Genomic DNA, 25,922 nt, shown 5'->3' with positions numbered 1-25,922 from the left:
GCCTGCCCGGCCTGCCGCCCTGCCTGCCCGGTCTCCGGTTGTGCCTGCGGGGCCTTCCGCTCGTGCCGGTCCGCGCGGGCCGCGGCAGGGTCAGTAACGCTGTGCGACGCGGTACCCGCGGTGCGATTCCTGAGTAGTCTCAAAGTATGAGGGACCACCACCCCCACGGTGAGCACATCCCGTACTCGGACGTCTGGACCGGGCGCGCGACCAACCGCGCCCAGTGGCTGCTCGCGCTGGCCGGAGCCGCCTGTATGGCCCTCGGTATCGCACTGGCCGTCGACTCCGCCTGGACCTCCGCCGTGGCGCCGCTGGTCATGGCGGTCGTGGGGTGCATCGCCGCGGGACTGCTGGTCCTGTTCGGCACCCTCGCCTTCGTGCATGTGGCGCTGGTGGTCGACGAGGAGCATCTGGAGGTGCGCTGCGGCCACATCGGGGTGCCCCGCCGCCGCATCCCGCTGTCGCAGGTCGCGGGAGCGGAGTTCGTCCCGCATGTCACCCCGCGGCACTGGGGCGGCTGGGGCTACCGCTGGCGGCCCGAGAAGGGTACGGCGGTCGTCGTCCGGCAGGGCGAGGGCCTGATGCTGCGCCTGTGGGACGGCCACACCTTCACCGTCACCGTGGACGACGCCGAGGCCGCGGTCCACGTCATCCGCGACCGGCTCCGCCCGCACCGGCGGAACGCCGCGCACTGAGGCACGCGCCGGAACGCAGGCGGGCGCGAGGGCGTATCCCGCAGGGGCGGGCTCACCTGCTGAGCCGGTCCTCGTGGGGACGGGCGTCGGATGCGCGCGGTGGGGTTCCCAGGGCGAGGGGACGCGCCGTCGCCGTTCCCGCCAGCAGGCCCACGCCCACGGAAACAGCCGTGAAGCTGAGCGCATTGCCCACCGAGGAGATCGCCGCGACCGCCGTCAGGGCCGCGCCCGCGGTCAGCACGACCGGGGTGGAGCGGGGGCTGCGCCACAGCGCGTACAGCACCCAGCCGAACGCCAGCGCCAGCAGCACCGCCCCGACGACACCCTGCTCGGCCGCCAGCTGCAGCAGTGCGGAGTGGGGTTTGCCGTCGGACAGCAGGGACTCGCCCGACGCCGTGCTCAGCTCCCCGAACCGGCCCGGACCGACGCCCAGACCGGCGTGCTGCCGCACCATGCCGAGCGCGTCCCGCCACAGATCCACGCGGTGTGCCGACAGCCGGCCCTCCAGGGAGGCGGTGAGCCCGTCCGGCAGGGCGTCGCGGGCCACCGCCCAGGTCGTTCCGGACACCCCGGCGACGGCCAGCGCCAGCAGGACCAGGCCCGGACCCCGGCGCCGCACCCGGGCGGCGGCCAGGGAACACAGCAGTACCAGCGTTCCGGCGACGCAGCCGGCCGGCGAGCCGAGCATGGCGGCGGTCACCGCGACGCCGGCCGCCAGCAGCCGCAGAGCGATCCGCAGGGCCGGCGCGGCTGCCGCCCAGGCGGCACAGCAGGCCGCGCCCGCGGACAGGGTCAGCACGGCGGCGGTCGCCCCGGCGTGACCGAGCGGCGTGGACATCTGCGGCCCCGGCGCCAGATGCGGGACGGCCACGGCCAGGCCCACACCGGCCAGCGCCCAGACACAGGGCGCGGCCACCGGCAGCAGCGTGCCGCCGATCCGGCCCGCCGCGTAGCCGGCGGCCACCGCGAGCACGGCGAGGAGCATGCCCTCGGGGCGGCCGCCGCGGACCGCCGCCGTGATCAGCGGCCAGGCGGCACACGCGCCGAGGACCACGACGCCCGCGACGTCCAGTCCGTTTCGTCTCTCGCCGTCCGCATCCGCGCCGGCCGCAGCCATGCCCGTGGAACCCACCCCGCACCCCGTACGCGTCGCCCCCGACTGTGTGAAGGACCCCGGTCGTCCGTGCGACCAGGGCACCGGCACACGTTAACGGCTGGTGGGCGATTTGGGGATGTCTTGTGAGGAGGGTGGCTTTTCAGGGGCCCGGGGAACTGCGCCCAGCCACCCCACCCCCGCAGCCGCCGGCCCGCCGAACCCACCGCCTCGCCAGGCGAGGGGACCCGAGGAACTGTGCCGGTGTCGGCGGGCGGTGCGGGCGCCTTAGACTCCCGGAGTGACCGTCACCGTTGCTCCCGTCGGCGAGTCGGAGTCCAGGCCGCCGCAGAATGCGCCCGTGCGCGGGCGGTGGCTCGCGCGGCTCGTGCCGGCCGCCGCGGCCGCGCTCTCCGGCCTGCTCCTGTATGTCAGCTTCCCGCCCCGCACCCTGTGGTGGCTCGCCCTGCCCGCGTTCGGCGTCCTCGGCTGGGTGCTGCGCGGACGCCGCTGGAAGGCTGCGCTGAGCCTCGGCTACCTCTTCGGCCTGGGGTTCCTGCTGCCGCTGCTGGTGTGGACGGGCGTGGAGGTCGGGCCGGGGCCGTGGATCGCCCTGGTGGTGATCGAGGCGGTGTTCGTGGCGCTCGTCGGCGTGGGCGTCGCCGCGGTGTCCCGGCTTCCGGGATGGCCGGTGTGGGCCGCGGCGCTGTGGATCGCCGGTGAGGCGGTGCGCGCCCGGATGCCGTTCGAGGGCTTCCCCTGGGGCAAGATCGCCTTCGGTCAGGCGGACGGCGTCTTCCTGCCGCTGGCCGCGGTCGGCGGCACCCCGGTGCTGGGCTTCGCGGTGGTGCTGTGCGGCTTCGGCCTGGCCGAGCTGGTCCGGGTGCTGATCGAGGCGCGGCGCACCGGCACGGTGCGGAAGGCCGCCGCGGTCGTCGGCGCGGTGAGCGTCGCCCTGCCCGTCGCGGGCGCCGTGGCCGCCCGGCCGCTGGTCAGCGACGCGGCCGAGGACGGCACCGTCACCGTGGCCGTCATCCAGGGCAACGTGCCGCGCCTCGGGCTCGACTTCAACGCGCAGCGGCGCGCCGTGCTCGACCACCACTCGCGCGAGACGGTGCGCCTGGCCGAACAGGTGAAGGCGGGCAAGGCCGAGCGGCCGGACATCGTGCTGTGGCCGGAGAACTCCTCCGACATCGACCCGTTCGTCAACCCCGACGCCCGTGCCGCCATCGACCGCGCCGCCAAGGCGATCGGCGCGCCGGTCTCGGTCGGCGGTGTGGTGGCCAAGGACGGGAAGCTGCTCAACGAGCAGATCCTGTGGGACCCGGAGAAGGGCCCCGTCGACACCTACGACAAGCGGCAGATCCAGCCGTTCGGCGAGTACCTGCCGCTGCGCCCGCTGATCGGCGCGATCAACGACGAGTGGACGTCGATGGTGCGCCAGGACTTCAGCCGGGGCGGCGAGCCCGGTGTGTTCACCATGGGCGGTGCCCGGGTGGGCCTGGTGACCTGCTACGAGGCCGCGTTCGACTGGGCGGTGCGGGACACGGTCACGGGTGGCGCCCAGCTGATCTCGGTGCCCAGCAACAACGCCACCTTCGGCCGCAGCGAGATGACCTACCAGCAGCTCGCCATGTCCCGCGTCCGGGCGGTGGAGCACAGCCGCACCGTGACCGTGCCGGTCACCAGCGGGGTCAGCGCGGTCATCCTGCCGGACGGGACGATCTCGCAGAAGACCGGCATGTTCGTCGCCGGCTCCCTGGTGCAGGAGGTGCCGCTGCGCTCGACGCGGACCCCGGCCACCCGGGTCGGCATCGCGCCGGAGATCGCGCTGGTGCTGGTCGCCGCGGGCGGCCTGGGCTGGGCCGTCGGCGCCGGACTGCGCGCCCGGCGCGCCGGTGACGCGTAGCCGCACCACCGGAGGGCGGCGGGTGAAGCGGGGCCTGGGCAACCGACCGGGCGGTTAGGGTCGAGAGCATGGCTACCCCTGATTTCATCCGCACGCTGCGCGAGTCCGCAGGCCATCAGCTGCTGTGGCTCCCCGGGGTCACCGCCCTCGTCTTCGACGCCGAGGACAGAGTGCTGCTGAACCGCCGGGCCGACACCCGCACGTGGTCCGTGATCGGGGGCATCCCGGAGCCGGGGGAGCAGCCGGCGGCCTGCGCCGTGCGGGAGGTCGAGGAGGAGACGGCGGTGCGCTGCGTCCCCGAACGGGTGGTGCTGGTGCAGGCGCTCCAGCCGGTGACCTACGGCAACGGTGACATCTGCCAGTACATGGACATCACCTTCCGCTGCCGGGCGGTCGGCGGCGAGGCGCGGGTCAATGACGACGAGTCGCTGGACGTCGCCTGGTTCCCGGTGGACGCCCTGCCGGAGCTGCACGAGTTCTCACGCTTCCGGATCAAGCAGGCCCTGTCGGACGCCCCCACATGGTTCGCCCCCATGGAAATCGGCTGAAGTGTAGGGGCTGACCACATGGGGCGGGGTGCGGGTGCTGCCTAGGGTCGGGGATATGACCGCCTCCCGTGCCGTTCCGGCTCCCCAAGCCTCCTCGCTCGACCTCGGTGGCCGTACCGCTCTCGTCACCGGCGCCGCCGGTGGTATCGGCCGCGCCTGCGCCCTGCGGCTCGCCGCCGCCGGGGCCAAGGTCAGAGCCGTCGACCGGGACGCCTCGGGCCTGGAGTCGCTCGCCGAGGCGGCCCGGGGCCTGGGCGGCGCGGTCGAACCACAGGTCGTGGACCTCACCGACCTCGACGCCGCGGAACTCGCCGCCGCGGGCACGGACGTGCTGGTGAACAACGCCGGGCTGCAGCTGGTCCGCCCCATCGAGGAGTTCCCGCCCGACGTCTTCCACACCGTGCTCACGGTGATGCTGGAGGCGCCGTTCCGCCTGATCCGCGGCGCCCTGCCCCACATGTACGAGCAGGGCTGGGGCCGGATCGTCAATGTGTCCTCCGTCCACGGACTGCGCGCCTCCGCCTACAAGTCCGCCTATGTGGCCGCCAAGCACGGACTGGAGGGACTGTCCAAGACCGCGGCGCTGGAGGGCGCCCGGCACGGCGTCACCTCGAACTGCGTGAACCCCGGCTATGTGCGCACCCCCCTGGTCGAGAAGCAGATCGCCGACCAGGCACGCGCCCACGGCATCCCCGAGGAGCGCGTGCTGAGCGAGGTGCTGCTCCAGGACAGCGCGGTCAAGCGGCTGATCGAACCGGAGGAGGTCGCCGAGGCGGTGGCCTACCTGTGCGGGCCTCAGGCCGCCTTCGTGACGGGTACCTCACTGGTCCTCGACGGCGGCTGGACCGCGCACTGAACCGGTCCGGCGGCCGGCCCGAGGGGCCGGAACGAGTTTTCCACAGGCCTGCCGGACCGGCCGTGCGATGAGGAATCCTGTGGTCATGTCCCGCGATCATGTGCAGTCCGCCGGGCTCGAAGCCCCCGCCCCGGGGCGCTCGCGCCCCGTCGCCGGCCCGGAGTCCGGCGGCGCCGAGACGCCGTACCTCGAGCTGCTGGCCCGTGGCGCGCCCGCCGAGGCCTATGAGCAGCCGGTGCTGCTGGCCCGCGCCGAGGGCCGGCCGGCCGAACGGATCGCCGCGCTGGAGCAGGCCAAGCTGCTCGCCCTGCGAGTGCGCGCGGAGCTGGAGGGGCGGCGCCGGCGCGAGGCCGAACTGTCCGCGCTCTTCGAGACCGCCCACGACCTTGCCGGCCTGCGGGACCTGGACGCCGTGCTCCAGGCGATCGTGCAGCGCGCCCGCTCCCTGCTCGGCACCGACGTCGCCTACCTGAGTCTGAACGACCCGGCCAGGGGCGACACCTATATGCGGGTCACCGAGGGCTCGGTGTCCGCCCGCTTCCAGCAGCTGCGCCTCGGCATGGGGGAGGGGCTCGGCGGGCTCGTCGCCCAGACCGCCCGCCCCTATGTCACCGACGACTACTTCAGCGACGACCGCTTCCAGCACACCCGCGCCATCGACGCCGGTGTGCACGACGAGGGCCTGGTGGCGATCCTCGGCGTGCCGCTGACGCTGGGGCACACCGTGATCGGCGTGCTGTTCGCCGCCGACCGGCGGGCCCGGGTCTTCGAGCGCGAGCAGATCGCCCTGCTCGGCTCCTTCGCGGCCCTCGCCGCCGCGGCCATCGACACGGCCAACCTGCTCGCCGAGACCCGCTCCGCGCTCGCCGACCTGGAACACGCCAATGAGATCATCCGCGACCGCAGCGGGGTGATCGAGCGGGCCTCCGACGTCCACGACCGGCTGGCCGAGCTGGTGCTGCGCGGCGGCGGGGTGCACGACGTGGCCGCCGCCGTCTCCGAGGTCCTGGACGGCCAGGTGCAGTTCACCGAGGCCGACGCCGCCCCGGCCGACGCCCTTAAGTCCTCCCGCGCCGAAGGGCACGCGGTGCGGCACGGAGACGACTGGATCGCCGCCGTGGCCGCCGGCGACGAACTCCTCGGCGCCCTGGTGCTGCGCGGCCACCCCGGGCTCGACCCCGTCGACCAGCGCACGCTGGAACGCGCCGCCATGGTCACCTCGCTGCTGCTGCTCGCCCGCCGCTCCGCCGCCGAGGCGGAACAGCGCGTCCGCGGGGAGCTCCTCGACGACCTGCTCGACGCCCGCGACCGCGACCCGCGTCTGCTGCGCGACCGCGCCGCCCGGCTGCACGCCGACCTGGACGCCACCCACGTCGTGCTCGCCGCCCGCCTGGAGGGCGGCACCGACGACGCCGAGCAGGAGGCCGACACCCGCAGACGGCTGTGGGCCGCCGCCTCGCACCTGGCCGCGACCCGGCACGGCCTCGCCGCCGCCCGCGACGGCGGCACCGTCCTGCTGCTGCCCCTCACCGGCGACGACACCGCCACCGGCCTCGCCCGGCGCACCGCCCGCCACCTGGGCACGGCCGTCCACGAACCGGTCAGCGTCGGCGCCTCCGCCCCCGTCGAACGCCTCACCGCCCGCCCGGACACCGTGGCGACCGCCTACGCGGAAGCCCGCCGCTGCCTGGACGCCCTGCGCCTGCTCGGCCGCTCCGGAGACGGCGCCGCCGCCGAGGACTTCGGCTTCCTCGGCCTGCTGCTCGCCGGCGATCGCGACGTCACGGGCTTCGTCGACCGCACCATCGGCCCGGTCGTCTGCTACGACGAACGCCGGGGCACCGAGCTGGTCCGCACCCTCGACGCCTACTTCGCCTGCGGCATGAGCCCCGCCCGCACCAAGGACGAGCTGCACGTCCATGTGAACACCGTCGCCCAGCGCCTGGAACGCGTCGGCCGCCTCCTCGGCGACGACTGGCAGAGCCCCGCCCGCGCCCTGGAGATACAGCTGGCCCTGCGCCTGCTCCGCCTCTCCGACCCCTCGGCACCACCCCTCACGCACTGACGCACTGACCCCGTACGACGTCACCGCCCAACACTGACCCCGTACGACGTCACCCCCTACGCACCGGCCCCCGTACGCGGGGCGCGCACGGGGGCCGGTGGAGCGGAGCCGCGGGGCATCAGACGGTCGGAGCTTCCTCCGTCTTCTGGGCCTTCTGGGCCTTCCGGGCCTCGACCGGCCCGGTGGTGCCGCCGGAGGGAGCGACGTCCGTCAGATCCCGGTGGCGGGTCTCCTTCGCCGCCGCCAGGGCCACCACGGTCAGCAGGCTCGCCGCGATGACATACAGCGCGATCGGCACGGAGGTGCCGTAGGCGTCCAGCAGCGCGGTGGCGATCAGCGGGGCGGGCGCACCCGCCGCCACCGAGGCGAACTGGGCGCCGATGGAGGCACCCGAGTAGCGCATCCGCGTCGCGAACATCTCGGAGAAGAACGCCGCCTGCGGTGCGTACATCGCGCCGTGCAGCACCAGACCCACGGTCACCGCCAGGAGCAGCGCCCCGAAGCCGCCGGTGTCGATCAGGGCGAAGAACGGGAACATCCACAGCGCCACGCCCGCCGCACCGATCAGATACACCGGCCGCCGGCCGATCCGGTCCGACAGCGTGCCCCAGGCCGGGATCACCGCGAAGTGGATCGCGGAGGCGATCAGCACCGCGTTCAGCGCGGTCTGCTTCGAGACACCGGCCGAGACGGTGGCGTACACCAGGATGAACGCGGTGATCACGTAGTAGCTGATGTTCTCCGCCATGCGGGCGCCCATGGCGACCAGCACATCACGCCAGTGGTGCTTGACCACCGCCACCAGCGGCATCCGCTCGGCGACGGCGGTGGCCTCCGCCTTGCGCGCCTCGGCCCGCTCCAGCGCCTGCCGGAACACCGGCGACTCGTCGACGGACAGCCGGATCCACAGACCGACGATCACCAGCACACCGGAGAGCAGGAACGGAATCCGCCAGCCCCAGCTGCCGAACGCCGCGTCCGAGAGCACCGCGGTGAGGAACGCCAGCACACCGGTCGCCAGCAACTGCCCGGCCGGAGCGCCCGTCTGCGGCCAGGACGCCCAGAAGCCACGCCGCTCGGCGTCCCCGTGCTCGGACACCAGCAGCACGGCGCCGCCCCACTCGCCGCCCAGCGCGAAGCCCTGCACCAGCCGCAGCGCGGTGAGCAGTACGGGCGCGGCGCTGCCGATGGTGGCGTGGGTCGGCAGCAGACCGATCGCGAAGGTGGCCCCGCCCATCATCAGCAGGCTCAGCACCAGCAGCTTCTTGCGGCCCAGCCGGTCCCCGTAGTGCCCGAAGACCAGCGCGCCGATCGGCCGCGCCGCGAATCCGACCGCGTACGTCAGGAACGACAGCAGCGTGCCGACGAGCGGGTCGGACTCGGGGAAGAACAGCTTGTTGAAGACCAGCGCGGCGGCCGAGCCGTACAGAAAGAAGTCGTACCACTCGATGGTGGTGCCGATGAGGGACGCGGCGACGATGCGCTTCAGATTCGACGGCGTCGGGGGAGCGGATGCTGCGGAGGCCATGTGCGCCACTTCCTCGTGTGCGGTGGGGACGGGGTACGTACGTGTCGGCACACGGTAGGAAGAGGCAGGTCGGGGGCACATGTGGCGGGCCACCATAGTTCCGGCCCAGGGTATGCGTGCGGGCACCATGCGGTGCCCGTGGAAGCCCCCTGAGGCGGCCGGACGCGGAACGCGCGTCGGTGTAGCCGGTCACCTGTCGCCGGCCAGCGTTGCCGGTCAGCTCACGTCGGCGGCGCGGCGGGCGGCGCGGCGGCGGAGGCGGAAGGGGAGAATGTACCAGCACAGGCCGAACCAGAGCATGACGCCGCCGGCCAGGGCCTCGGCCAGCACGCCGGGTATGACGAAGCGCAGGATCAGCAGCAGGGTGCAGCCGATGGTCAGGGCGAGCAGGACCATGCCGCAGCGCATCAGCCGGCAGGCGGCCTCCACCAGTTCGTCCTTCATGCGCTGTCCGGTCAGGAAGCGGTGGAGGGAGACGGGAGCGATGAGGGCCCCGGTGGCCGACGCGCCCAGCACCACGGTGGCGACGTAGATGGTGCGGTCCGCCGTGCCCAGCTCCCCGAACACCGGGGTGAAGGCCACGCTGAGCAGGAAGCCGAAGAGGATCTGCACGCCGGTCTGGGTGACCCGGGTCTCCTGCAGGACCTCGTTCCAGCGCCGGTTGACCCGCTCGCGCGGCGTCTCGGGTCCGTCGGCGCCGGCTTGAGGACCCTGGCCACTGTCGCACGCGCAGCGGGCGGCGTCCTCGTGGGCCTTCTCGTGCGTCGTCACGTCGGGCCGCTGGTCCGTCATCGTCATGGGCTTCCTCCCCGGCGGTTCACAGGAAGTCCGGCTGCCCCGGTCGTTGCCCTTTATGCAGTTCACGTGCAGTTCGCGTGCGATGCAGGGGTGTCGGGGGGCCGGGGAGGGCGACGGGCGCCGGGTTTCCCCCGGGACGTGGATCAGCGGCGCCGGCGCCGGCGGGCCAGGCGGTGGAAGGCCCGGGCGGTGCCGGTCGGGGCGGGCAGGGCGCCCGCGATCGCGTCGGCGAGGAGCGTGCCGACGGTCTCCGCCGCGCAAGCCCGGTTGGCGCCGATGCCGCCCGAGGGGCCGCGCTTGATCCAGCCCACGACGTATGTGCCGGGCATGCCCGCCACCCTGCCGCGCTCGTGCGGCACGGTCCCCGTGGCCTCGTCGAACGGCAGCCCCGCCTGCGGCACCCCGCGATAGCCGATCGCCCGCAGCACCGTCCCGGCCGGGATCTCGGTGTCACCGTTCTCGCCCGTCACGCGCACCGCGCGGGTGGCGCGGTCGCCGTGGATCTCCAGCGGCGCGGAGTGGAAGCGCAGGACGATACGGCGTCGTTCGTCCGACGCGGCGGAGGACGGGGGCACGGACCAGTCGACCGGCTTGCGGGGCACGCCCCGCAGCACGGCCGCCTTGTCGCTCGGCCCGGCCTGGTCGATGGCCGGAGCGATCCTCGGGTCGTGGTCGTCGATCAGCAGGTCCACGCCGAAGAGGTGCTTCAGGGCGCGCAGCTCGGGCCGGGTGTACGCGGCGTGCTCGGGGCCCCGGCGGGCCAGCAGCACCACCTCGCGCACCTTGCTGCGGCGCAGCTCCTCCAGTGCGTGCCGGGCGATCTCGGTGCCGGCCAGCGTCTGAGGAGGGGAGACCAGGATGCGTGCCACGTCGAGGGCGACATTGCCGTTGCCGACCACCACGACACGCTCGGACGAGAGGTCCACGGCGTCAGGCGCGACCTCGGGGTGCCCGTTGTACCAGGCGACGAAGGTCGTGGCGGAGAGCGTCCCGGGCATGTCCTCGCCCGGGATGCCGAGCCGGCGGTCGGTGGCCGCGCCCACCGCGTAGATCACCGCGTCGTGGTGGGCGGCCAGTTCCTCCGCCGTGACGTGCTTGCCGACTTCGAGGCCGAGGTGGGTGCGCACGCGGGGGTGGGCGTGGACCTGGGCGAAGGTCTCGCTCACCTTCCTGGTGGACGGGTGGTCGGGTGCGACGCCGAAGCGGACCAGCCCGCCCGCGACCGGCAGCCGGTCGATGAGGGTGACCTCGGCGGGTGTGTGCAGCAGCAGGTCCTTGGCCGCGTACATCCCGGCCGGTCCGGTACCGACGACGGCGACCCGCAGCGGCCCGAAGTCGGACGGCAGCACGCGGTCGAAGACCGGCCTGCCCCAGGTGTGGAAGAGCGGGCCGAGTTCGGCCTCGTCGGGCTGCGCCGGAGCCTTGTCCTGCTCGTAGTAGGCGGCGTTGATCTCCGCGTACTCCTGCTGACCGGCCGTCAGCCGGTCGACCGGGAAGATCGCGTCCACCGGGCAGGCGTCGGCGCAGGCGCCGCAGTCGATGCAGGCCTTCGGGTCGATGTACAGCATCTCGGTGCTGCCGAAGGCCCGCTCGTCGGGAGTGGGGTGGATGCAGTTGACCGGGCAGACGGACACGCAGGTGGCGTCGTTGCAGCAGGTCTGGGTGATCGCGAAGGCCATGGTTCAGTCGTCCGCTCGGCTGAAGCTCGTGGGAGCAGGTGAGAGCAACTGTCGCAATTGTCGTGTCCCGGGCGGGACTTGGGTTCAGATGAGGTTGGCGCGCTTGTACCAGTACAGCGCCGGCCCGGTCAGCAGCCCCACCGAGCCGAGGAACTCCATCAGGCCGGCGCAGCTGGAGCGCAGCATGGCCTTGTGGTGCTCGTTGGCCCGCGCCTCGCGCACCGCGCGCTCCTCGTCCAGGCCGGCGTTGGCGTACACCTTGCGGTTCACCATGCTGGTGACGATCACGTACGCCGCGATGGCGATGACGACGGCGTGGGCGCTGCGGCGCAGGCGTCCGGCGCGCGCGAGGTGCCGACGAGTCTCCTCGCGGGCGAACTTCATGTGCCGCGACTCCTCGACGACATGGATGTTGTTGATGGTGCGCACGAACGGCGCGACCCGCTCGTCGCGCATCCAGTCGCGCTGCATGACGTCGAGGACCTCCTCGGCGACCAGGATCGCCGCATAGGCGGCCTCGCCGAAGGCGACGGTCTTGAACAGCCTGCCCAGTTCGAGCGCGACCCGGGGCGGGCGGTAGGCGGGGGCACCGAGCTTCTTCGCGCCACGGGCGAACATGATGGAGTGGCGGCACTCGTCGGCGATCTCGGTGAGCGCCCACTGGAAGGTGTCGTCGGTGGGGTCCTTGGCGTAGATGTCGCGCAGCACCATCTGCTGCAGGATCATCTCGAACCAGATGCCGGTGCAGGCGACGGACGCGGCCTCCTGGCGGGTCAGCGCCCTGCGCTGCTCCTCGGTCATCTCGTTCCAGTACGCCGTCCCGTACAGGGTGCTCCACTCGGGGCTGGCGCCGTGATAGCCGGTGTCCAGCGGCGTCTCCCAGTCGACCTCGGTGAGCGGGTCGTAGGAGAGCTGCGCGGAGGAGTCGAGCAGCCGGCGGGCGACGCCCGCTTCGGCGGGCTGGGGCGTGGTGTCCGGCCGCGAGATGCTCAGTGCCATGGTGCGGGGCTCCTCGGTCAGTCCGTGCGATGCACTTGGCCTCGCTGCGCCCACCCGGGACTTACCCGCGGTAACAGCGGGAGGCTTGCTGACGGACTGTATAGCAAGAGCGCGCCGCTGCCTACCCCCTGGTAACAGCACGACGAAACTTCGCGGTCCTTCGCCGTGCCGCGGTCGATGTCCGCTTTGCGAGCCATCTTCGCTTAGAGGTCCATCTCCACTCAGAGGTTCATCTCCGCTTAGCGGCCCGCCTCCGCTTAGCGGCCCGTCTCCGCGGCGCGGCACGCGGACCGGCTGCCGGCGTTCCCTGCACGGACCGGCTACCCGCGAGCGAGATCCGCCGTCGCCCGCGGTTGCGCCGAGCGGCGCCGGGCCGGCAGGGATGCGCAGATCTCGCCGGAGCGGACGGCTGCGGTGGAGAGCAGGGTCGAGGTGAGACCGTGGGTGTGCTCCGTGCCGCCGCCCTGGAGGCAGATGCCCGCGGTGACGTTGGGGTTGGTCTCCATACCGTGGTCGCGGCCCCTCGGGCGGCATCGGCGTGTACCCGTACTTGCCGAACACCGAGCAGATCTCGGCGTCCGGGAAGGTACGGAGGAGGTAGTCGACGGTCTCGGCGGCGCTCTGGCCGGGCGCCGAGGACGACGGCCCGGCGCACGGACGTGCCGGAGCGCAGCAGCCGGTCGACCCGCGGAAGCAATTCGCTGGGGGCCAGCACCCTGTCGGCCCTTGCCCACCGCGGTGCAGAACAGTCCGTCCCGGCAGGTCCGCTGTACTCACCCATCCTCCGGAGCGGAAGCCCGGCGCCGACGATCCCACAGTCGAACTTAGGTAACCCTAACCACACATGTGTGGGGCGGCTAGCCCTTTGATTGCCCGTCGTCCAGTATTTCTGACGGCCCGTCGCCTTTTCCCGCCGGACGGCCTACCAGGCGCTTCCGCGCGGGTGATCAGCGGTGGCGGGCTGGAAAACCGCCTCATAGCTTCGGCACATGACCAGACGAAACCTCACGTATCTCGCCTGTGCCGCGGCCGTGGTCGCCGCGGGCCTGGGAGCCACCCCGTCGGCCGCCGACCAGAGCACCGTGCACCGCGTCCAGCCCGGCCAGTCCATCCAGAAAGCCGTGAACGCCGCCGAGCCCGGCGACACGATCCTCATCGCACCCGGCATCTACAAGGAGCACGTCCGCGTCACCGTGCCGGACCTGACCCTGCGCGGCTCCGGCGCCGCCCGCACCGTACTGGTGCCCGACAGCAAGGAGAAGGACGCCTGCGCCAAGGCGGGCAGCGGCATCTGTGTCCTCGGGACCGACGACAAGCCCCTCAAGGACGTCTCCGTGCAGTCCCTGGCGCTGAGCGGCTACGCCAAGCACGGCCTGTGGGCCACCGGCACGGACCGGCTGAAGGTCCGTGGCGTGCTCGCCGAGAAGAACGGCACCTGGGGCATCGCCCTGGAGCGCTCCGTGCGCAGCGTCATCACCCACAACGCCGCCCGCGACAACGGCGACGCCGGCCTGTTCATCGCCAACACCGTCGACGCAGAGGAAGGCGCCCGCGACACCGACGGCACCGTCGTCCGCCACAACCGCCTGACCGGCAACCGCATCGGCGTCACCGTGCGCCGGCTGCGCGACCTCAGCGTCGAGCACAACGAGGCCACCGGGAACTGCGCCGCCGTGTTCGTCGTCGGCGACGAGCGCTCGCCCCGCGCCGGCGACATGAGCGTCAGGTACAACCACATCCACGAGAACAACAAGTACTGCGCGGCCACCGCGCGGCTGCCCTTCCTGCAGGGCTCCGGCATCGTGCTCACCGGCGCCGAGAAGACCCGCGTGACCTACAACCGCGTGGAGAACAACCAGGGCACCTCCCCGCTGTCCGGCGGCATCGTGCTCTTCAAGAGCTTCGTCGGCACACCCAACGAGAACAACGACATCCGCGACAACCTGGTGACCGGCAACAGCCCGGCGGACCTGGCGAACCGGGACACCGCCACCAACAACACGTTCAGCCGCAACACCTGCACGCTCTCCGAGCCCGCCGGCATGTGCTGACGCCCGTTCACCTCCCACACCCCCCACCGACAGCACTGCAGAAGCGAGGCAACGGATGACGACCGTTGATCAGGCTCCCCCGCCGCCCATGCGGCTGAGAGAGCTCGTTTTCGGGGCGGCCTGTGCCGCCGCCGTCCGCGCGGCCGTCCGCCTGGGCGTGGCGGACGCGCTGGACGACACCCCCATGACCGTGGACGAGCTGGCTGCGGCGGTGAAGTCCCAGCCGCACACCCTGCGCCGGCTGATGCGGGCGCTGACCTGCCAGGGCGTCTTCACCGAACGCCCCGACGGGACCTTCGCCCACACCGAGATGTCCCGGCTGCTGCGCGAGGACGACCCGCACAGCCTGCGCTACATCGCTCTGTGGTGCACCGAGCCGTGGACCTGGAACGTATGGCCGCTGCTGGACGAGGCGGTGCGCTCCGGCCGCAACGTCTTCGAGGACGTCTACGACCGGGAGTTCTTCCAGTACCTCAACGAGGCGGCCCCCGAGTCCGCGCATGTGTTCAACCGGGCCATGACCACCTCCAGCGAGCAGTCGGCGCGCGACGTCGCCCGGCTGCTCGACCTCGGGGACGTGTCCTCGGTGGTGGACATCGGCGGCGGCCAGGGCCACGTCCTGGCCAGCCTGCTGGAGAAGCACCCCCACCTGCACGGCACCCTGCTCGACCTGCCGGGCGTCGTGGAGAACGCCGACCCGCGCCTGCGCGAGGGCGGTGCGCTCGCCGACCGCGTCCAGGTCATCGCGGGGGACTGCCGCGAGACCATCCCGGTCACGGCCGATGTGTACATCATCAAGAACGTGCTGGAGTGGGACGACGACAGCACCGGCCGGGCCCTGGCCAACGTCCGTGCGGCGGCACGGCCCGGCGCCCGCGTCATCGTCATCGAGAACCTCGTCGACGACACCCCGTCGATGCGGTTCACCACGGCGATGGACCTGCTGCTCCTGCTCAACGTGGGCGGAGCCAAGCACACCCGGCAGTCCATGACCGACCGGCTCACCGACGCCGGCCTGGTCATCGGCGAGATCAACCCGGTCAACGCCTATCTGCACGCCTTCGAGTGCACCGTCCCGAGGTGACACCGGGCTCCGGCTGACGGAAGACCCGTCACCGGCCCTCTCCGCACACACCGAGGCCGCCGGCTTCCGCGACTGACGCGAAACCGGCGGCCTCGGCCCGGATGCGCCCGCCTCACGAGGAGGTGTCGCGGTCCCAGCGGTAGAAGCACTGGGCCATGGCGTCCTTGGGGGAGCGCCACGTCGCAGGGTCGTAGGCGCTGACGTACGCCTCCAACCGCTCGCTGATGCCGCGGAACTCCGGGTGACCGGCCAGCTTGGCGATGGCCGGCCCCGGGTCCCGCTCCGCCTCGATGAGGTGCAGGTACACGTCGTCCCCGAACTGGAAGAGCCGGCGCCGCGTCACCCCGACCAGGTGAGGCAGCTCACCGCGGTCGGAGTCGGCGAAGATGTCGGCGATGTGCGGCGCCGACCCGGGCTTCATCCGGGCGACGATCAGGGCGTGGTGCATGCGCTGTGTCCTTCCCTGGGCCCGCGGTCAGCGGGAGGACGCGACCGAGGCGCTCTCGCGCTCCCGGGCGGCCTGCTCGATGCGGTCCCGGATGAGGGCCATCTGGACGCGCGAGTTGCGGTTGATGTTGTCCGTCATCCACTCGTCGTCCACCGGCGCGTCCGGCTTCATCGCGAAGTCCTGCGTCCACTTCATCTGGACCCCGCCGGGCAGCTCCGTGTACTCCCACAGGATGTCCATGTGGGCGAAGGGGCCGGTCTCCACCCGGCGCGCCTTCACCCGGCGCGCGGCACGGTCGGGGGTGCGCTCGGAGACCCAGCTCCACACCTTGCCGTTCTCGTCCGGGTGCATGGTGAGACGGAAGGTGGTGGTGTCGCCGTCCCGCGAGAGCACCTCGACCGAGGCGTACTCGCTGAACAGGTTCGGCCAGTTCTCCAGGTCGTTGGTCATCTCCCAGACCAGGTCGAAGGGAGCGTCGATGGTGATGCTGTTCTCGGTGTGTCCGGCCACTTTCAGGCTCCAGCCTTGAGGGTGCTGTTGACGAGGTCGAGGAACTCCTGGGGCGTCTTGCAGCGCTCCGAGTCGGGGGGAAGGGACCGGCCGTACCGGTTCTCCAGCTCGCCGACGATGCCGAGCAGGCCGAGCGAGTCCAGACCGAAGGAGTCGAACGGCGACTCGGCCGACTGCTTGAGCTCCTGCGGGTCGACGGTGATGCCGGCCGCCTTCTTCATCAGAGCGGCCAGCTCGTCGAAGGTCACTTCGGTGGTGATCATGGGATCTGCTCCTTCCCCGCCCGGTCCTACCGGGCGGATTCGCCACCGCGGCGCACGACCAGCGCCGCGTTGGAGCCCATCAGTCCCCGGCTGAGGACCAGGGCCGTGCGCAGCTCGGCGGGTCGAGCGCGCTCCGTCACCAGATCGAGGTCGTGGCAGACGTCGAACACGTTGGGCGTGGGCGGCACCTGACCGTGTTCCATGGCGAGCACCGCGGCCACCGTGTCCAGCACCGGCGCCGCGCAGTAGGCGCGCCCGATGCCGGTCTTCGGTGCGGTGACCGGCACCCGCCGGCCGTGTTCGCCGAGCGCGTCGCCGATCGCCAGCGCCTCGGCGCGGTCCGCCTCCGGCACGCCCATCGCGTCGGCGAACACCACGTCGATCTCCTCGGGTGCGCAGCCCGCCTCGTCGAGGGCGCCGCGGATCGCACGGGCCAGCCCCTCGCGTGAGCCGGCCCAGCGGGCGGCGCTGGTGAAGGTGGCGGCGTGCCCGGCCAGCGTGGCCCGCACCGGCACCCCGCGCTCCCGGGCCTTGCGCTCGTCCTCGACGACCAGCAGCGCACCGCCCTCCGCCGGCACGAAGCCGCAGGCCGAGGAGGTGAACGGGCGGTAGGCGCGGTCCGGTTCGGCGACGGTGCTCAGCTCGGGGTAGCCGAGCTGGCACACCATCGAGTACGGGGCGAGGGGCGCCTCCGCCGCACCGACCAGCATGGTGTCGGTGCCGCGGCGCACCGCCCGCGCCGCGTGCGCGAGGGAGTCCAGACCGCCCGCCTCGTCGCTGGCCACCACCCCGCACGGCCCCTTGAAGCCGCCCCGGATGGAGATCTGGCCGGTGCTCGCCGCGTAGAACCAGGCGATCGACTGGTAGGGGCCCACGAACTTCGACCCCTGACCCCACAGCTTCTGCAGCTCCCGCTGGCCGAACTCGCCGCCGCCGCTGCCCGCGGCGGTGACCACACCGACGGAGAACGGCTCGGCCGGGTCGCCGCTGCCGAGGCCGGCGTCGTCCAGCGCGAGGGCGGCGGCGGACATCGCGAAGTGGCTGAACCGGTCGGTCTGCACCAGGAACCTGTCCTCGATGAGCGCCGACGGGTCAAAACCCTGTACCTCGCCCGCCACTTGGAGCGGCATGTGCCCGCAGCCCTCGCGGGTGATGCGGTCCAGCACGCTGAGACCTTCGCGCACGGACTTCCAGTACGCGTCCGTGCGCTGTCCGTTGGGCGCGATCACCCCGATACCGGTGATGGCGGCGCGCCCGGAGCGCTGAGTGCTCATGGTGTCCTCCCGCCCGGCCCGCTGAGCAGCACCGCGGACTGGAAGCCGCCGAAGCCGCTGCCGACGGAGAGCACATGCTCGAGCTTCCGGGGGCGGGCGGTGCGCGGCACATAGTCCAGGTCGCACTCCGGGTCGGGGGTCTCGTAGTTCGCCGTCGGCGGCACCGCCTGGTGCTTGATGGCGAGGACGCACGCGACCACCTCGATCGCGCCGATCGCGCCCAGCGAGTGCCCCACCATCGACTTGATGGAGCTCATGGGCGTGTCGTAGGCGTGTGCGCCCAGGGACCGCTTCACCGCGGCCGTCTCGTGCCGGTCGTTCTGCCGGGTGCCCGAGCCGTGCGCGTTGACGTAGTCGATCTGCGTGGGGTCGATCCGGGCCTGGTCGAGCGTGGTGTCGATCGCCCGGGCCATCTCCAGCCCCTCGCTGGTCAGACCGGTCATGTGGTAGGCGTTGCCGTAGGTGGCGTAGCCGCTGAGCTCGCAGTAGATCTCGGCCCCTCGGGCCCGCGCGTGCTCGTACTCCTCCAGGACGAGCACCGCCGCTCCCTCACCCATCACGAAACCGTCGCGCTGGGCGTCGAAGGGGCGGGAGGCGTGCTCGGGGTCGTCGTTGTTGGGCGACGTCGCCTTGATGGCGTCGAAGCACGCCATGGTGATCGGGGATATCGGCGAGTCCGAGGCGCCCGCGATGCACACGTCCGCCCGGCCCTCGGCGATGGTGTGGAAGGCGTAGCCGACCGCGTCCAGACCCGAGGTGCAGCCGGTGGAGACCGTCTGCACCGGGCCCTTGGCGCCGAACTGCTCGGCGACCACCGAGGCGAGCGTGCTCGGCGAGAACGCCAGATGCAGCTTCGGGTCCGCCTTCACGTGGTCCACGTCCCAGCGCCGGCCGTGCTCGCTGACCAGGACGTAGTCGTGCTCCAGCCGGGTGGTGCCGCCGACCGCGCTGCCCAGCGACACCGCGGTGCGCCAGGGGTCCTCGGCGGCGGTGTCGATCCCCGAGTCGCGCACCGCCTCGCGGGCCGCCACCACGGCGAACTGGATGTACCGGTCCGCGTGCTGGCACAGCTCGGCGTCCAGGCCGTGCTCGAAGGGGTCGAAGTCGCACTCGGCGGCTATGCGCGAGCGCAGTCCGGCCGGGTCGAAGAGGGTGATGCCGCGGGTGGCGGTGCGGCCGGCCGAGAGCAGGTCCCAGAAGGCCGTCGCCCCGATGCCGCCGGGAGCGACCACACCGACACCGGTGACGGCCACTCGGCGGGTCATTTTATGGCCCCGCTCGGCTCGGACGGCCGGCCGCGCTCCGGCCCGCCGACCGTCAGCTGCGGTCCCGCCTCGACGCTCTCGTTCTCCTCGGTGTCCACATGGCCGAGACTCGGATGCGGGGCCAGCGGACCGAGGTGGAACACCATCCGGGCCTCGGTGCCGCCGACGTTGCGGAAGCGGTGCCGCATGTCGACGGGGATCATCAGACCCTGGTCGGCGCGGAGCGGATACGCCTCGCCGTCCAGGTCGACCTCGAGCTGCCCGGTCACCACGAACACGAACTCCTCGGAGTACGGGTGGTAGTGCTCGGCGATCCGCTCACCGGGCTGGATGACCGCCAGACCCATGAAGCCGCTGGTGGAGCCCACCGTGGCCGGGGTGAGCAGAGTCCTGAGGTCACCTCCGCGCCGTCGGTTGGGTTCCGTCTCGCTCAGGTCCACGATGCGTGGATGCTGCTTGGACATGGTTGATACCTCCGGGTGTGCCGGTGACGTCCGGGCGCCGCGAAGGCCGCGGACGCCACCGCGGTTGACCGTCAGGCCTCCGCCGAGCTGCGGTCGGTGACGGGCATCATGTCGGCGTGCGACAGGAGCCGGTTGAGGGTGCGCTCCGAGTCGAGGGAGCCCTCGACGCCGATGGCGGCGCCGTCCAGCAGCCGCTGGAGCTCGGCCGCCTTGCCGGGGCCCTTGACGCCGAGAGCGGCCGGGATGTCGAGGTCCAGGTCGCGGGTGACGTCCACCAGGCGGACCACGATGTCGTCGCGCTGGAAGACGGTGCTGGCGTACACCGGGCTGTCCGGGTCCTCGGCCGCGGCCTCGTCCTGGTGGGCGAGGAACCGGGCCAGCTCCATGCCGCGGCCGGAGACGGCCGGGTAGTACAGCATGTGCCGGCGCAGGCCGGCGGGCTCCGGGCGGCCCTGCACCACGTGGTGCACGGCCGGGAGCGCGGCACGGGTGAAGAACACCCGCGCGGAGTCGGGGTCGGTGAGATCGCGGTCCTGCTCGAGATACGGGTTGATGGCCTCCTCGACCGCCCGTACCTCGGGCTGGCGCGCCACATGGCGCAGCGCCGCCAGCAGGTCGCCCTCGACCTCCACGGCGCGCACGACCCGGTTGCCGTGCATGAACAGGGAGGTGCGGCGCAGCCGGGTGGTCTCGTCGACCTGCGCCTTGGGGGACTGGTAGCCGGCCAGCAGCTCGGCGACCTTGGACTCCGAACCCGGCTTGACGGTGAAGGTGAGCGCGTGGCGGGCCACCCCGTCGCCGACCCGGACCGCGGCCTGCAGACCGTCCCGCGCCCGCTCGGGGGCGAGGGGCCGTTCGGGGAGCGTCTCGCGCAGGATGCTGTAGCGCATCGAGCGGGTGTCCCGGACGCAGTTGTGCATCGGCCGTACGGTCTCCACGTGCTCCTCGCTGTTCACCCAGGCGAGGAACGGCGGGGCGCTCTCCCACTCGCTGGTGATCAGCCACTGCGAGGGGTTCTCTATCGACTGGCAGAGCTGGTCACTGATGTGTCCGGGGACGGACGCGACCTTGTTGCGCATGTGCTCGTAGGCCTCGAGGAACTCCTCCTGAGCTCCCTCGTACAGGTCGAGCAGCAGGATCACCCGCAGCCGCGAACCGTCGAAGGCCGACTGGGATATGCGTCCCGACATGGTCATCCGGCGCACCTCTCCTCATTCTCATGGAAGTCCGTGCACAAGTCCTTTGCGGATGTTCGTCACGGAAGGTCAGGAACGACCGCGGTGTCCGAAGGGCCGGGGTCGCCATGTGTCGATGGTCGGCGGGCTCCGCGGGGTGCGCGAGCGCCACGGGGCGAGTGGGTGAACCGCGTGCCAACCGGGTGCCGCCCCGACACGAAGGGGCCCGCACCGGGCATGCAATGTGCGTCCCCTTCCCACAGCCCGTCGCGTGCGACGCTGGAGGCGTTTCAATGAACCGAGTGGAAGAGGCCGGCGACGCTCACCGCACGCCCGTGCTCATCGTCGGCGGCTCACTGGTGGGCCTGTCCATGTCCCTGTTCCTGGGGCGCCTCGGCGTGCCGCACATCCTCGTGGAGCGGCACGCGGGCACCTCGATCCACCCCCGCGGACGCGGCAACAACGTCCGCACCATGGAGGTGTTCCGGACCGCCGGTGTCGAGGGACGCATCCACCGGGCGGCCAGCGTGCTGGCGGACAACCACGGCATCCTGCAGACCCCGACCCTGGTGGGTGACGCGGGGGAGTGGCTGTTCCGGGAGATCGACCCCGGCGGCGGGCTCGCCCGCTTCAGCCCCACCGCCTGGTGCCTGTGCAGCCAGAACGACCTGGAGCCGGTGCTGCTGGCGAGCGCCCGCGAACTCGGCGGCGACCTCAGGTTCGCCACCGAGATGATGTCCTTCGAGCAGGACGCCGACGGGGTGACGGCGCTGGTCAAGAGCCGGGAGACCGGCGAGCACACCACCATCCGCGCCGACTACCTGGTCGCCGCCGACGGCCCCCGCAGCCCGGTCCGGGAGCGGCTCGGCATCGGCCAGACCGGCCCCGGCGACCTCTTCCACAACGTCAGCGTCACCTTCACCTCGAAGGACCTGGCCGACGTCGTCGGCGACCGCCGGTTCATCGTCTGCTACCTGACCAACCCGGAGGCCGACGGGGCGCTGCTGCCGGTGGACAACCAGCGGCACTGGGTGTTCCACGCGCCCTGGCACCCCGAACGCGGCGAGCTGCTGGAGGAGTTCACCGACGAGCGGTGCGCCGACCACATCCGGCGGGCCGTCGGGGCGCCCGGCCTGGACGTCACCATCACCGGCCGGGCCGCCTGGCACGCCGCCGAACGCGTCGCGGAACGCTACGCCGACGGCAGGGTCTTCCTGGCCGGCGACTCGGCCCACGAGATGTCGCCCACCGGGGCGTTCGGCTCCAACACCGGCATCCAGGACGCGCACAACCTCGCCTGGAAGCTGGCCGCCGTGCTGGGCGGCTGGGCCGGGCCCGGACTGCTCGCCTCCTACGACACCGAACGCCGGCCGGTCGCCGAGGCGACCAGCGCCCGCGCCTCCACCCGCTCCGTCGAGCACAGCCACCCCGGCTACACCCCCGCCGAAGGCGCGGGCAAGCGCGGCGCGCGGGGCGGCATCCTCAACGTCGCCCTGGGCTACCGCTATCCGCGCGGCGCGGTGCTGGGCACCGACCCGGCGTCCCCCGTCGTCCCCGACGCGCTGGTGCTGGACGGCGCGCCGGGCAGCCGGGCCCCGCACCTGTGGCTGGAGCGGGCCGGCGAGCGGATCTCCACCCTCGACCTGTACGAACGGCACCCGGTGCTGCTCAGCTCCGCGGACGCGGGCTTCGCCTGGCACACCGCGGCCAAGCAGGTCGCCAAGGAGCTGAACGCGCCGCTGGACTCCCACCGCATCGGGCACGGTGCCGAGGCGGACCTGGTTCCCGAGGGCGACCAGGACTGGGCGCGGGCCCACGGGGTCGGCGAGGACGGCGCGGTCCTGGTCCGCCCCGACGGCTTCGTCGCCTGGCGCTCCGAGCACCGCACCCCCGATCCGCTGCGGACCCTGCGCGAGGCGGTGCAGGCGGTCCTCGCGCGCACCTGACCCGGCCTGCGGGGAGCCTGACCTGCGAGAAACGAGCGGCACCAGGTGTGCCGCTCGTTTGCGTGGGTGGTGACACGGCAGGGTGCGCCGTCAGGCCACCGGACCTGATCCGGCAGAGCGGGGTCAGGCCGTGCCGAGCCGGCCCTGCCGTCCGCGTTCCGCCTTGTCCCGGTACTGCTCGAACACCTGGACCGGGTCCCCCTCGGCCTGCCAGGGCCACGCGGTGACCGTGCCCTGCAGCACCTGGAACACCGGGTGCGCGTCCGCGGCCCGCCCCGCCGCGCACAGCGCGTAGGCCAGCATGTTGAGGTCGGCCAGCGCGCCCGCGTGCTGGAAGAAGCCCGGCTTGGGCCACAGCGCGGCGGCCTGGTCGAGCGCGGCGGCCGGCCGACCGCCGGACCACAGCTGACCGGCCGTCATGGCCCGCACCCCGCCCTGGACCAGCAGGCCCTGGTACTGCCGCACCGCAGCCGTCAGTTCGACGGCGGCGCACGGAGCGTTGGCCGGTATGTGCTCGCGGACCACGTCCAGGAAGTCCAGGACAGCCGCGCTCGATCCGCCCTCCTCCGGCGAGAGGTAGGAGATCATCTGCAGATACGCCTCGCGGTGCCAGCGGTCGCGGGCGGTGGCCTCCCGCCAGATGGCGTTCACATCGCGCTGCGCGTACCGCTCGATCCGTGCCACGCCGAGCAGTGTCACCCAGGGCAGCGGGTCCGCGGGGTCCAGCTCGCTCGCCCGGCGGCAGTCCTGCACCAGCTGCCGCACGTCCCGCAGCTGCCGCTCACGCAGTCCCCGCACCAGGGCGACCCTGCTGTGGAACACCAGCGCGTCGGCGCTGTCCGGCTCCTGGTCCACCCAGGCCGAGGAGATCGCCGTGTCGGCGGTCGCCTCGGCCAGGACGGACACCCGGTGGTCGCGGCGGTCCCAGTCGGCGCCGGTCTGCTCCAGCACCGTGGAGACGATGGCCACGTCCACCGCCCGGCTGTCGCCGCCCCGTTTGCTCAACTGCCGCAGAACGCGCGCCAGCACGGCGTCGTCGAGCGCGGGGGTGATACGGGGACGCTTGGCGGTACGACTGCTGAAGAGGGGCATGCCCGCAGACTAGGAACCCTTCGGGACCGGGCAACCCATAGCGGACGATCGTTACCGATCTGCCCCTCTTACCGGCGGTAGTGCCGCCTTCGGCACCGTCAGGGCGCCGGGGCCGGGTAGGTCGGGTACTCCACCCCGGAGACGTACTGCACGACCCGGACGACCTGGCAGGAGTAGCCGAACTCGTTGTCGTACCAGAGGTAGAGGATGGCGTTGTCGCCGTCGACCTTCAGCGCACCGGCGTCCACGATCGAGGCGTGGCGGGAGCCGATGAAGTCGCTGGAGACCGCGTCGGGGGCGCTGATGAAGTCGATCTGGCGGCGCAGCGGCGAGGTCAGCGACACGTCGCGCAGGTAGTCCAGGACCTCCTGGCGGTCGGTCTCGCGGGCCAGCTGCAGGTTGAGGATCGCGATCGAGACGTCCGGCACCGGGACGCGGATCGAGCTGCCGGTGATCCTCGCCTTGAGGTCGGGCAGCGCCTTGGCGACGGCGGAGGCGGCGCCGGTCTCGGTGATGACCATGTTGAGCGGCGCGCTGCGGCCGCGGCGCTCGGACTTGTGGTAGTTGTCCAGCAGGTTCTGGTCGTTGGTGAACGAGTGGACGGTCTCCACGTGTCCGCGCAGCACGCCGAACTCGTCGTCCATCGCCTTCAGCGGCGGGACGATGGCGTTGGTGGTGCAGGAGGCGCAGGACAGGATCTGCTCGTCCGGCTTGATGGTGTCGTGGTTGACGCCGTGCACGATGTTGGGGACGTCGCCCTTGCCCGGCGCGGTCAGCACCACCTTGTCGATGCCGGGACGCAGGTGCTGGGACAGGCCCTCGCGGTCGCGCCACTTGCCGGTGTTGTCGATGAGGATGGCGTTCCTGATGCCGTACGCCGTGTAGTCGACCTTCTTCGGGTCGTCGGCGTAGATCACCTTGATCTCGTTGCCGTTGGCGACGATGGTGCTGTTCGCCTCGTCGACGGTGATGGTGCCCTGGAACTGGCCGTGGATGGAGTCACGGCGCAGCAGCGAGGCTCGCTTGACGATGTCCTGCTCGCCGCCGCCGCGGACCACGATGGCGCGCAGCCGCAGCCCGTTGCCCGAGCCGGCCTTCTCGATGAGCAGCCGGGCGACGAGCCGGCCGATGCGGCCGAAGCCGTAGAGGACGACGTCGCGGCCCTCGCCGCGCTCGATCTTGTTGGCGCCGGTGGCGCCGGCGACGGCCTCGGCGGTGAACGCCTCGACGGACAGCCCGCGGTCGTCCGTCTTGTAGGTCGCGGCGAGCATGCCGATGTCGATCTGGGAGGGGCCGAGGTCGAGCGTGGTGAGCGCCTGGAGGAACGGCAGCGTCTCGGTGACCGAGAGCTCCCGGCCGGTGATCTGCCGGGCGAAACGATGGGCCTTGAGGATGCTGACCACCGACTTGTTCACCAAGGAGCGGCTGTGCAGCAGGACGGTGACGTCCCGCTCGCGGTGCAGCTTCCCGATGATCGGGATCATCGACTCCGCGATCTCCTCGCGGTGCTTCCAATTGGTGAACGAGTCTTCGTTGACAGTCACTGGATCATCTTTCGAGCTAGACGGCGCTCATATGATAGCCATGCGGGTGCGGGGCTCCCGCGGGGGGCTCTTTCCGCCGGCGGGCAGGCTTGCGACTCATCGATGACTCATCGGGGAAGCAGCAGGATTGCGCCCCGGGTGATCGGGTACGCGTGCAGCACCGTGCCCGGGGCGGATCATGTCCCGGGTGAACCGCACAACCGCCGCAACCTGGGAAAACACCATGGAAACTCCCGCACCCGAGAACAACGCCCCGACGCCCGCCCAGCAGGCTCTGGACGCCCTCGCCGAGGACACCGAGAACGCGGCGGCTCTGGACGCCCTGGCCAACAGTGACGTCCTGATCCCCGTGCCCGACGACGCCGCCGCCGACGAGGCCGCCGACCCCGGCGCGGTCGCCCTGCCGGTGCTGGAGCAGCCCGGCGGCGCACAGGTGGTGCCCGTCTTCACCTCGGAGCTGGAGATGGCCGGGCTGCTGCCCTTCGTCTCCCGCTACCGCCTGGTGCCGCTCGGCGCGCTGGCCGCACAGTGGCCGGCCGACGACCTGTCCCTGACCATCGACGGCAGCTCGGAACACCGTCTGACCCTCACCTCGGAGGGAGTGCGCACCCTGCTGGCCCGCCCCCAGGGCTGACC

Annotated in this window: 23 protein-coding genes and 1 pseudogene; 9 read left to right on the top strand and 15 right to left on the bottom strand. The window is 72.2% G+C overall.

Annotated elements, in window-relative coordinates; translation table 11 throughout:
* Positions 1 to 146: 146 nt before the first annotated feature.
* A complete protein-coding gene (locus tag ABD207_RS09100) occupies positions 147 to 695 on the top strand; it encodes a hypothetical protein (protein WP_344011467.1) in 549 nt (182 codons plus the stop codon).
* A 52-nt stretch (positions 696 to 747) separates the two neighbouring features.
* Here the strand turns inward: ABD207_RS09100 and ABD207_RS09095 are convergent, their stop codons facing one another.
* Positions 748 to 1,812, bottom strand: a complete 1,065-nt coding sequence (locus tag ABD207_RS09095) for an O-antigen ligase family protein (protein WP_344011465.1) — start codon at positions 1,810 to 1,812, stop codon at positions 748 to 750.
* 277 nt (positions 1,813 to 2,089) lie between these two features.
* On the opposite strand from ABD207_RS09095, the gene lnt reads away from it, so the two are divergent.
* The 4 genes from lnt to ABD207_RS09075 all read left to right on the top strand — a co-directional run bounded on the left by lnt (position 2,090) and on the right by ABD207_RS09075 (position 7,166).
* Positions 2,090 to 3,697 (top strand): apolipoprotein N-acyltransferase, encoded by a 1,608-nt coding sequence (gene lnt / locus ABD207_RS09090; protein WP_344011462.1) that lies wholly within the window; start codon positions 2,090 to 2,092, stop codon positions 3,695 to 3,697.
* Between the two features lie 68 nt (positions 3,698 to 3,765).
* Positions 3,766 to 4,245, top strand: coding sequence for an NUDIX hydrolase (locus ABD207_RS09085; RefSeq protein ID WP_344011461.1), 480 nt, complete (start codon positions 3,766 to 3,768; stop codon positions 4,243 to 4,245).
* Positions 4,246 to 4,300: 55 nt separating this feature from the next.
* Entirely contained in the window at positions 4,301 to 5,101 is an 801-nt protein-coding gene (locus ABD207_RS09080; RefSeq protein WP_344011460.1) for a 3-hydroxybutyrate dehydrogenase, read from the top strand.
* A gap of 85 nt (positions 5,102 to 5,186) precedes the next feature.
* The gene (locus ABD207_RS09075; RefSeq protein WP_344011458.1) at positions 5,187 to 7,166 is read left to right on the top strand and encodes a helix-turn-helix domain-containing protein; all 1,980 of its coding nucleotides are present in this window, start codon (positions 5,187 to 5,189) and stop codon (positions 7,164 to 7,166) included.
* A gap of 118 nt (positions 7,167 to 7,284) precedes the next feature.
* On the opposite strand, the gene ABD207_RS09070 is transcribed toward ABD207_RS09075, so the two are convergent.
* The 5 genes and pseudogenes from ABD207_RS09070 to ABD207_RS09050 form a co-directional block, all read right to left on the bottom strand.
* Positions 7,285 to 8,694 carry an MFS transporter gene (locus tag ABD207_RS09070; RefSeq protein WP_344011456.1) on the bottom strand — a complete coding sequence of 470 codons (1,410 nt, stop codon included), beginning with the start codon at positions 8,692 to 8,694 and terminating at the stop codon, positions 7,285 to 7,287.
* A gap of 216 nt (positions 8,695 to 8,910) precedes the next feature.
* A complete protein-coding gene (locus tag ABD207_RS09065) occupies positions 8,911 to 9,492 on the bottom strand; it encodes a DUF6328 family protein (protein WP_344011454.1) in 582 nt (193 codons plus the stop codon).
* Positions 9,493 to 9,635: 143 nt separating this feature from the next.
* Positions 9,636 to 11,171, bottom strand: coding sequence for an FAD-dependent oxidoreductase (locus ABD207_RS09060; protein WP_344011453.1), 1,536 nt, complete (start codon positions 11,169 to 11,171; stop codon positions 9,636 to 9,638).
* 84 nt (positions 11,172 to 11,255) lie between these two features.
* A complete protein-coding gene (locus tag ABD207_RS09055; protein ID WP_344011451.1) occupies positions 11,256 to 12,170 on the bottom strand; it encodes an AurF N-oxygenase family protein in 915 nt (304 codons plus the stop codon).
* A gap of 320 nt (positions 12,171 to 12,490) precedes the next feature.
* Positions 12,491 to 12,909, bottom strand: a pseudogene (locus tag ABD207_RS09050) (SidA/IucD/PvdA family monooxygenase); the annotation flags it as partial.
* A gap of 250 nt (positions 12,910 to 13,159) precedes the next feature.
* Here ABD207_RS09050 and ABD207_RS09045 point away from each other — a divergent pair.
* Both ABD207_RS09045 and ABD207_RS09040 read left to right on the top strand, forming a co-directional pair.
* A complete protein-coding gene (locus ABD207_RS09045; RefSeq protein WP_344011450.1) occupies positions 13,160 to 14,221 on the top strand; it encodes a right-handed parallel beta-helix repeat-containing protein in 1,062 nt (353 codons plus the stop codon).
* Positions 14,222 to 14,276: 55 nt separating this feature from the next.
* Positions 14,277 to 15,305: a methyltransferase gene (locus ABD207_RS09040; RefSeq protein ID WP_344011448.1), complete on the top strand. Its 1,029-nt coding sequence runs from the start codon at positions 14,277 to 14,279 to the stop codon at positions 15,303 to 15,305.
* 112 nt (positions 15,306 to 15,417) lie between these two features.
* On the opposite strand, the gene ABD207_RS09035 is transcribed toward ABD207_RS09040, so the two are convergent.
* The 7 genes from ABD207_RS09035 to ABD207_RS09005 form a co-directional block, all read right to left on the bottom strand.
* Positions 15,418 to 15,753: a TcmI family type II polyketide cyclase gene (locus ABD207_RS09035; RefSeq protein ID WP_344011446.1), complete on the bottom strand. Its 336-nt coding sequence runs from the start codon at positions 15,751 to 15,753 to the stop codon at positions 15,418 to 15,420.
* A gap of 27 nt (positions 15,754 to 15,780) precedes the next feature.
* The gene (locus tag ABD207_RS09030; protein ID WP_344011445.1) at positions 15,781 to 16,263 is read right to left on the bottom strand and encodes an SRPBCC family protein; all 483 of its coding nucleotides are present in this window, start codon (positions 16,261 to 16,263) and stop codon (positions 15,781 to 15,783) included.
* 2 nt (positions 16,264 to 16,265) lie between these two features.
* Positions 16,266 to 16,526, bottom strand: a complete 261-nt coding sequence (locus ABD207_RS09025; RefSeq protein WP_343997212.1) for an acyl carrier protein — start codon at positions 16,524 to 16,526, stop codon at positions 16,266 to 16,268.
* 26 nt (positions 16,527 to 16,552) lie between these two features.
* The gene (locus tag ABD207_RS09020; protein WP_344011444.1) at positions 16,553 to 17,800 is read right to left on the bottom strand and encodes a ketosynthase chain-length factor; all 1,248 of its coding nucleotides are present in this window, start codon (positions 17,798 to 17,800) and stop codon (positions 16,553 to 16,555) included.
* Positions 17,797 to 19,065 carry a beta-ketoacyl-[acyl-carrier-protein] synthase family protein gene (locus ABD207_RS09015; protein WP_344011442.1) on the bottom strand — a complete coding sequence of 423 codons (1,269 nt, stop codon included), beginning with the start codon at positions 19,063 to 19,065 and terminating at the stop codon, positions 17,797 to 17,799. Before ABD207_RS09015 ends, ABD207_RS09020 begins: the two co-directional genes overlap by 4 nt.
* Entirely contained in the window at positions 19,062 to 19,529 is a 468-nt protein-coding gene (locus tag ABD207_RS09010; RefSeq protein ID WP_344011441.1) for a cupin domain-containing protein, read from the bottom strand. The genes ABD207_RS09015 and ABD207_RS09010 overlap by 4 nt, the downstream gene beginning before the upstream one ends.
* A gap of 71 nt (positions 19,530 to 19,600) precedes the next feature.
* Positions 19,601 to 20,725, bottom strand: a complete 1,125-nt coding sequence (locus ABD207_RS09005) for a SchA/CurD-like domain-containing protein (RefSeq protein WP_344011439.1) — start codon at positions 20,723 to 20,725, stop codon at positions 19,601 to 19,603.
* Between the two features lie 272 nt (positions 20,726 to 20,997).
* Between ABD207_RS09005 and ABD207_RS09000 the strand changes: the two genes are divergently transcribed.
* The gene (locus ABD207_RS09000) at positions 20,998 to 22,650 is read left to right on the top strand and encodes an FAD-dependent oxidoreductase (RefSeq protein ID WP_344011437.1); all 1,653 of its coding nucleotides are present in this window, start codon (positions 20,998 to 21,000) and stop codon (positions 22,648 to 22,650) included.
* A 123-nt stretch (positions 22,651 to 22,773) separates the two neighbouring features.
* Here ABD207_RS09000 and ABD207_RS08995 read toward each other — a convergent pair whose 3' ends face one another.
* Both ABD207_RS08995 and ABD207_RS08990 read right to left on the bottom strand, forming a co-directional pair.
* Complete coding sequence (locus ABD207_RS08995) at positions 22,774 to 23,742, bottom strand: hypothetical protein (RefSeq protein ID WP_344011435.1); 969 nt, start codon at positions 23,740 to 23,742, stop codon at positions 22,774 to 22,776.
* A 98-nt stretch (positions 23,743 to 23,840) separates the two neighbouring features.
* The gene (locus ABD207_RS08990) at positions 23,841 to 25,286 is read right to left on the bottom strand and encodes a glyceraldehyde-3-phosphate dehydrogenase (protein WP_344011434.1); all 1,446 of its coding nucleotides are present in this window, start codon (positions 25,284 to 25,286) and stop codon (positions 23,841 to 23,843) included.
* Positions 25,287 to 25,509: 223 nt separating this feature from the next.
* On the opposite strand from ABD207_RS08990, the gene ABD207_RS08985 reads away from it, so the two are divergent.
* A complete protein-coding gene (locus tag ABD207_RS08985) occupies positions 25,510 to 25,920 on the top strand; it encodes an SseB family protein (protein WP_344011433.1) in 411 nt (136 codons plus the stop codon).
* Positions 25,921 to 25,922: the final 2 nt, after the last annotated feature.

This window comes from Streptomyces thermospinosisporus, from assembly GCF_039526425.1.
Lineage (GTDB): Bacteria > Actinomycetota > Actinomycetes > Streptomycetales > Streptomycetaceae > Streptomyces > Streptomyces thermocarboxydovorans.
The sequence above is the reverse complement of the archived record's forward strand: the minus strand, read 5'-3'. Positions and strand labels throughout refer to the sequence as shown.